The organism is Actinomycetes bacterium (assembly GCA_035489715.1).
Classification (GTDB): Bacteria; Actinomycetota; Actinomycetes; order JACCUZ01; family JACCUZ01; genus DATHAP01.
In genome coordinates this window covers 26,000-32,291 of the sequence record DATHAP010000227.1, presented here as the reverse complement: position 1 = coordinate 32,291, position 6,292 = coordinate 26,000, and the positions used below count along the sequence as shown (strand labels likewise).

The following is a 6,292-nucleotide window of genomic DNA, read 5'->3' as shown; positions in this document are numbered from 1 at the left end:
AGGGGCGGACCAGCAGGGACAAGGACCCGCGAGAGAGCCTGCACCTGGACGAGGTGCCCACGCCGGAGCTCGGCCCGGGCGAGGCCCTGGTCGCCGTGATGGCCAGCGCGATCAACTACAACACGGTCTGGACCTCGATCTTCGAGCCGGTCCCGACGTTCATGTTCCTCCAGCGGTACGGCCGGCTCAGCCCGTTGTCGAAGCGGCACGACCTGCCCTACCACGTCGTCGGCTCCGACCTGTCGGGAGTGGTGCTGCGCACCGGCCCCGGTGTGCACGCCTGGGCCCCGGGCGACGAGGTGGTGGCGCACTGCCTGTCGGTCGAGCTGGAGAGCCCGGACGGGCACAACGACACGATGCTCGACCCGGAGCAGCGGATCTGGGGCTTCGAGACCAACTTCGGCGGCCTGGCCGAGCTCGCCCTGGTCAAGTCCAACCAGCTGATGCCCAAGCCGGCCCACCTCACGTGGGAGGAGGCTGCGTCGCCCGGGCTGGTCAACTCGACGGCGTACCGCCAGCTGGTCTCGCGCAACGGCGCGGGCATGAAGCAGGGCGACGTCGTGCTGGTGTGGGGGGCCTCCGGCGGGCTGGGGTCCTACGCGACGCAGTTCGCCGTCAACGGCGGCGCGACCCCGGTGTGCGTCGTCTCCAGCGAGGACAAGGCGGGGATCGCGCGCTCGATGGGCGCCGAGCTGATCATCGACCGCAGCCATGACTCAGGGGAGGGCTACCGGTTCTGGAAGGACGAGACGACCCAGGACCCCAAGGAGTGGCAGCGGTTCGGCAAGCGGATCCGCGAGCTCACCGGCGGCGACGACGTCGACATCGTCTTCGAGCACCCGGGTCGCGAGACCTTCGGCGCGTCGGTCTTCGTAGCGCGCAAGGGCGGCACCATCGTCACCTGCGCCAGCACCAGCGGCTTCATGCACGAGTACGACAACCGCTACCTCTGGATGAACCTCAAGCGGATCATCGGCTCGCACTTCGCCAACTACCGCGAGGCGTGGGAGGCCAACCGGTTGGTGGCGCGCGGGAAGATCCATCCCACGCTGTCCCGGACGTACGCCCTCGAGGACACCGCGCAGGCCGCCTACGACGTCCACCGCAACATGCACCAGGGCAAGGTCGGCGTCCTGTGCCTCGCCCCGGAGGAGGGCCTCGGCGTCCGCGACCCGGCGCTGCGCGCCCGTCACGAGACGGCGATCAACCGCTTCCGCAACGTCTAGGCAATGCCCGGTGGCGGCATCTGACAGGTCGTCCGTCGTCTGACACGATGCGGGCATGGAGCACGACGCCTCCGACGAGCCGGTCGCCGAGCGCGCGAGCCGACTGCTCTACGCCGCCCAGGCCCAGGCCGACCGGCTGCGCGAGCAGACCGAGCGCGAGGTCGCTGCCGACCGCGACGCCTCCGAGGCGCTGCGCGCGGAGGCCCAGCGCCTCCACGACGACATCGCCGAGCGTCACAGCGAGGCCGCGCGCCTCGAGGAGGAGGCGGTACGCCGCCGCGCGGACGCGCTGGAGGAGGCCGCGCGCCGGCTCGAGGAGACGCTGACCGAGTCGGAGCGCCAGCGCACCGAGGCCGGCGAGGAGGCGCGCCAGCTGCTCGCCGACGCGGCGGACCAGGCCTCCATGGTCGTCACGGCCGCCGCCACCAACGCCGACGAGCTGGTGGCCCGGGCCCAGCAGGAGTCCGACACCCTGCGCGACGTGGCGGGCGCCGACGCCGAGTCGATCAGGGCGCAGGCGCAGATGGTGCGGGACAAGGCGCAGCAGGACGCGGACGGCGTCATCGCCGAGGCCCGCGAGGACGCCGCCCGCCGCCGACTGGAGGCGCAGGACGAGGCCGACAAGCGGTTGGCCGAGGTCGAGGGCGAGGTCGCCCGCCTGGTCGAAGGCGCCCGGGCCGAGGCGGAGGCGGTCCTGACGGCCGCCGCCGAGCAGGCAGCGGCGACCAGGGCGGCCGCCGACGAGGACGCCGGCCACGTCCGCCGTCAGGTCGCCGGCCTGGCCGACGTGGCGGGCACCGACGCCGAGCGGATCCGCGCCGAGGCGCGCGACGAGGCGGACACCGTGCTGGCGGCGGCGGCCGAGCAGACCGCCTGGGCCAAGCGCACGGTCGACGAGGTGCTCGAGGCCGCGGCGGGCGACGCGGAGCGGATCCGCTCCGACGCCCACGCCGAGGCCGCCAAGGTGGTGGCCGAGCTGCGGGCCCAGGCCGAGGAGCTGCTGGTGAGCAGCCGCGAGAGCGCCGAGACGCGGCTTGCCGACGCGGCCACGAGAGCCGCGGCGGTCGAGTCCGAGGCCGACCAGGTCCTTGCCCAGGCGCAGACCGAGGCCGAGCGCCGGCTGGCCGACGCGAGCCACCGGGCGTCCCGGACCGTCGACGAGGCCACCACCAAGGTGCGGGCGATCGAGTCCCGGGCCGACCGCCGCGAGGCCGAGGCGGAGGCCAACGCCCGTGCGCTGCGCGAACGGGTCGCCGAGCAGGTGGCGACGGCGCAGCGCGAGTCCGAGGAAGCCCGCCGCGACGCCCGGGCCGAGGCGGTGCGCCTGGTCGGCGACGCCCGGACCGAAGCCGACGAGCTGCGCCGCCAGGCCCGTCAGATCCTGCACGACGCCCGCGAGGAGGTGGCCGCCCTCATCACCCGGCGAGACGAGATCGCCGCCGAGCTCGGCCGCCTGTCGGGCGTCATCGAGGCCCTGAACGTGTCGCACGCGGACGTGCCAAGATGACGGACTGTCCCCTCTCCCCCGAGTTGTCTCCTCTGCTACGAAGGAACGATCGATGACCAACACCCCGCGCGAGACCTTCGAGATCGTGCGCCGCGGCTACGAGCCCACGCAGGTCGACCGCCAGCTGGCTGCCCTCTCCCGTGAGCTCGAGCAGGCGCGCGCCCGCCAGGCCGACCTGGAGCGACGGGTGGAGGAGATGCACGCCCAGGGTCCGCAGGAGGAGGGGGCAGCGACGCCCTACGCCGGTCTGGGCGCCCGGATCGAAAAGATCCTCGGCCTGGCCGAGGAGGAGGCCAAGGAGCTGCGCGAGGCGGCCGCGGGCGAGGCCAGCCAGCACCGTGCCCTGACCGAGCAGGACGCCGACAAGATCCGCAAGGACGCCGAGACCTACGCGCAGGAGCGCCGCGGCGACGCCGACACCGAGGCGCAGCGGGTGCTCCAGGAGGCCAAGCGGGCGGCCGACCAGATCCGTGACGACTCCGAGCGGGACGCCAAGGCCCGCCGCGAGGAGGCGGAGGCGCTCTTCGAGCGCAACCGGGCCAAGGCGGCCCAGGCGGCGGCCGACTTCGAGACGACGCTGGCCCAGCGCCGGGAGCAGTCCGAGCGCGACTTCACCGAGCAGATGAAGGCCAACGAGCAGCAGCTCGCCGTCGTCACCCAGCGCAGCGAGCAGCTGCGGCTGGAGGCCGAGAAGCTGCGCGCCGACAGCGACCGCAAGTCCAAGCGAACGATGGACGACGCGCAGCGGCGGGCCGACGACCTGATCGCCGAGGCGAAGGCGCAGGCCGAGCGGATCCGCGGCGAGTCCGAGCGCGAGCTCTCCGCCGCGACGCAGCGCCGCGACAGCATCAACTCCCAGCTCACCAACGTGCGTCAGATGCTGGCCACCCTGACCGGCGCCTCGCTGCCCGACCCGATCGGTGAGGACGCCCCGGCGGCGGCCGAGCAGGTCGACGAGGCCCAGGGCAAGCAGCAGCCGCCAGCCGGCACTGCCGGCACTGCCGGCACTGACGGCACGGACGCCAAGGACGTCACGGACGCCAAGGGCGCGCCGGCCGGCGACGAGCAGGGTGGCGGCAAGGCGTCCACCGCACCGACGTCCAACGTGGTCGCGGCCGAGGGCGACCAGGCCACGACGGTGCAGGCCGAGAAGCCCGCGCCGACCAAGGGCTGACCCTCACTGACCACCGGTCGGCGGCGGACGTGAGGGTCGAGCGGTGACGGAGGACGAGGCAGCAGCCTCGTCCTCCGACCGCGGTCCGGAGGAGGACCAGCACAGCTGGCACGACGAGGAGCAGTTCGGCCGCCTCGGCCGACCGCTGCGGCGCGACTCGCCGTTCATGATCGGGTTCCTCGGTGCGCTGGGGGTGTTCCTCGCCTGGTTCCTGACCCAGGCGATCCTCAACGCCCGCAGCGTCCTCGTGCTCATCGTGATCGCCCTGTTCCTGGCGATCGGGCTGAACCCGACGGTCGAGTGGCTGACCGCCCACAACGTGCGCCGAGGGCTGGCCATCGCGATCGTCTTCTTCGCGGTCATCGGGGCGTTCGTCGGCTTCGGCTTCGCTGTGGTGCCCCCGGTCGTGGAGCAGAGCAACGCGTTCGTCAAGGAGCTGCCGAGCTACCTCGACGACCTGAGACGCAACCCGACGGTCCGTCAGTTCGATGAGGACTACGGCGTCATCGAGCGGGCGCAGAAGTACGTCACGTCGGGGGAGCTGGGCCAGCGGGCGTTCGGCGGGCTGCTCGGCGTGGGTCGGGTCGTCCTCAACGCGGTCTTCGGCGCGCTGACCATCCTGATCATGACGTTGTACTTCCTGGCCGCCCTGCCGAGCATGAAGCGGCAGGCCTACCGGCTGGTGCCGGCGTCCCGACGGGAGCGGGTGACCCTGCTCGGCGACGAGGTGCTCGCCCGCACCGGCCAGTTCGTCAGCGGAGCGCTGACCGTCGCGTTCATCGCCGCGTTCACCTCCTACATGTTCCTGCGCATCGTCGACATGCCCTACGCGATCGCGCTGGCGGTCTTCGTCGGCCTGCTCGACCTCATCCCGCTGGTGGGAGCCACGATCGCGGCGATCGTCGTCTCGCTGCTGGGCTTCACCCAGTCGGCCGGCGTGGGCATCGCCTGCATCATCTTCTACGTCGCCTACCAGCAGTTCGAGAACTACGTGGTCTACCCGCACGTGATGCGCCGGGCGGTCGACGTCCCGGCCCCGGTGACCGTGGTGGCGGTCCTGCTCGGCGGAGCCCTGCTGGGCATCGTCGGCGCACTGATCGCGATCCCGGTGGCGGCGGCCGTGCTGCTGGTCGTCCGCCAGGTGGCGATCCCCCGGATGGACCAGACCTAGCGACCGGTCAGCCCGGCTGCTCCACCCGGGCCAGCAGGCCACGGACCGCTCGGACGACCTCGTCCGGCACCTCCAGCGCGGTCAGGTGCCCGGCCCGCGGCAGCGTCTCGAGCCGGCCCTGGGGCAGCGCGTCGGCCATCGCTGCGACCTCGTCCGAGCCCGCCAGGCCGTCCTCGTCACCGCGCAGGACCAGTGCCGGTACGTCGACGCCACGCAGCACGTCGAGCGAGTCCGGGCGGGCGGCCATCGCCCGCTGGGCCCAGGCGGCCGCGGCGGGAGGGGCCGACCCGACCATGGCCCGCACCCGGGCGACGACGTCGGGCCGCTCGGCAGCCGTCGTCGGGCCGGTGAGGCCCGGCAGGACGTCCTCGACCAGGACGGCCGGGCTGCCTTCGGCATCGAGGCGGGCGGCGATCCGCAGCCGGTTGTCCCGGGCGGCAGCCGGGTCGGCACCCGCCTTCGTGTCGGCCAGCAGCAGGCCGCGCAGCCGGCCGGGGTGCCGGCGAAGGAGGGCCATGGCGACGTACCCGCCCATCGACAGGCCGCCGAGGACGACCGGGCCGAGCCCGAGCCGGTCCAGCAGCGCCACGACGTCGTCCGCGGCGTGGTCCAGCGAGGGCTCGTCGGCCCCGAGCGGCGAGTCGCCGAACCCGCGCAGGTCCGGCGTCACGACGCGTGCGACGTCGGCCAGGCCCGTCGCCTGCCGCTCCCACATGGCCGCGGAGAGCGGAAACGCGTGCAGCAGCACCAGCGGCGGGCCGTCACCGACGACCTGTGCCGCGAGCTGGACGGTCACCGCGGCCTTCTCGTGTAGTCGATGGCCCATCGCTGCTCCCACGTCTCGCCGTCCTGGGACCGTTCCCACCGCCAGTGGAAGGCGTCCTGGGTGACGTCGGAGAAGACCATCCGCTTGAACGCCTGCTCCTCGTCGACCCGGTCCGGCGTGGCGAAGACGAAGGACCCGTCGGCGAGCACCGACCCGACGAAGGACCAGTAGCTCCCCTCGGAGTCCGCCCAGGTCTGCCGCCACTGCCCCGTGCCGGCGTGCCGGACGCTCAGGCTCATGCCCGAGAACGGCTCGTCGCCGTGCGCCTCGAAACGTTCGACGTAGACGCGGCCGCCGAGCTCGCGGGTGACCGAGTTGCGCCCGGCGCCTCCCTCCCACGCCGCGTGCCAGTCTCCGACCCAGAAGTCGAGCTCGTTCATACCCTCAC

General features: G+C 73.1%; 6 protein-coding genes. 4 read left to right on the top strand and 2 right to left on the bottom strand.

Features of this window, described 5'->3' with window-relative positions; translation table 11 throughout:
- The 4 genes from ccrA to VK640_17950 form a co-directional block, all read left to right on the top strand.
- Nucleotides 1-1,226, top strand: a 1,226-nt coding sequence (gene ccrA, locus VK640_17965) for a crotonyl-CoA carboxylase/reductase (GenBank protein ID HTE75067.1), incomplete at its 5' end; no start/stop codon positions are given.
- A 55-nt stretch (nt 1,227-1,281) separates the two neighbouring features.
- Nucleotides 1,282-2,733 carry a hypothetical protein gene (locus tag VK640_17960; GenBank protein HTE75066.1) on the top strand — a complete coding sequence of 484 codons (1,452 nt, stop codon included), beginning with the start codon at nt 1,282-1,284 and terminating at the stop codon, nt 2,731-2,733.
- Between the two features lie 52 nt (nt 2,734-2,785).
- Entirely contained in the window at nt 2,786-3,907 is a 1,122-nt protein-coding gene (locus VK640_17955) for a cellulose-binding protein (GenBank protein HTE75065.1), read from the top strand.
- A gap of 43 nt (nt 3,908-3,950) precedes the next feature.
- A complete protein-coding gene (locus VK640_17950) occupies nt 3,951-5,078 on the top strand; it encodes an AI-2E family transporter (GenBank protein HTE75064.1) in 1,128 nt (375 codons plus the stop codon).
- A 7-nt stretch (nt 5,079-5,085) separates the two neighbouring features.
- Here the strand turns inward: VK640_17950 and VK640_17945 are convergent, their stop codons facing one another.
- Both VK640_17945 and VK640_17940 read right to left on the bottom strand, forming a co-directional pair.
- Nucleotides 5,086-5,874: an alpha/beta hydrolase gene (locus tag VK640_17945; GenBank protein HTE75063.1), complete on the bottom strand. Its 789-nt coding sequence runs from the start codon at nt 5,872-5,874 to the stop codon at nt 5,086-5,088.
- Nucleotides 5,871-6,284, bottom strand: a complete 414-nt coding sequence (locus VK640_17940; GenBank protein HTE75062.1) for a hypothetical protein — start codon at nt 6,282-6,284, stop codon at nt 5,871-5,873. The genes VK640_17945 and VK640_17940 overlap by 4 nt, the downstream gene beginning before the upstream one ends.
- Between the last annotated feature and the right edge of the window lie 8 nt (nt 6,285-6,292).

What these genes read in the sequence shown, in the direction of transcription:
- VK640_17955 (HTE75065.1), top strand. Translation starts at nt 2,786, where the DNA reads ATGACCAACACCCCGCGCGAGACCTTCGAGATCGTGCGCCGCGGCTAC.
- VK640_17940 (HTE75062.1), bottom strand. Translation starts at nt 6,284, where the DNA reads ATGAACGAGCTCGACTTCTGGGTCGGAGACTGGCACGCGGCGTGGGAG.
- VK640_17960 (HTE75066.1), top strand. Translation starts at nt 1,282, where the DNA reads ATGGAGCACGACGCCTCCGACGAGCCGGTCGCCGAGCGCGCGAGCCGA.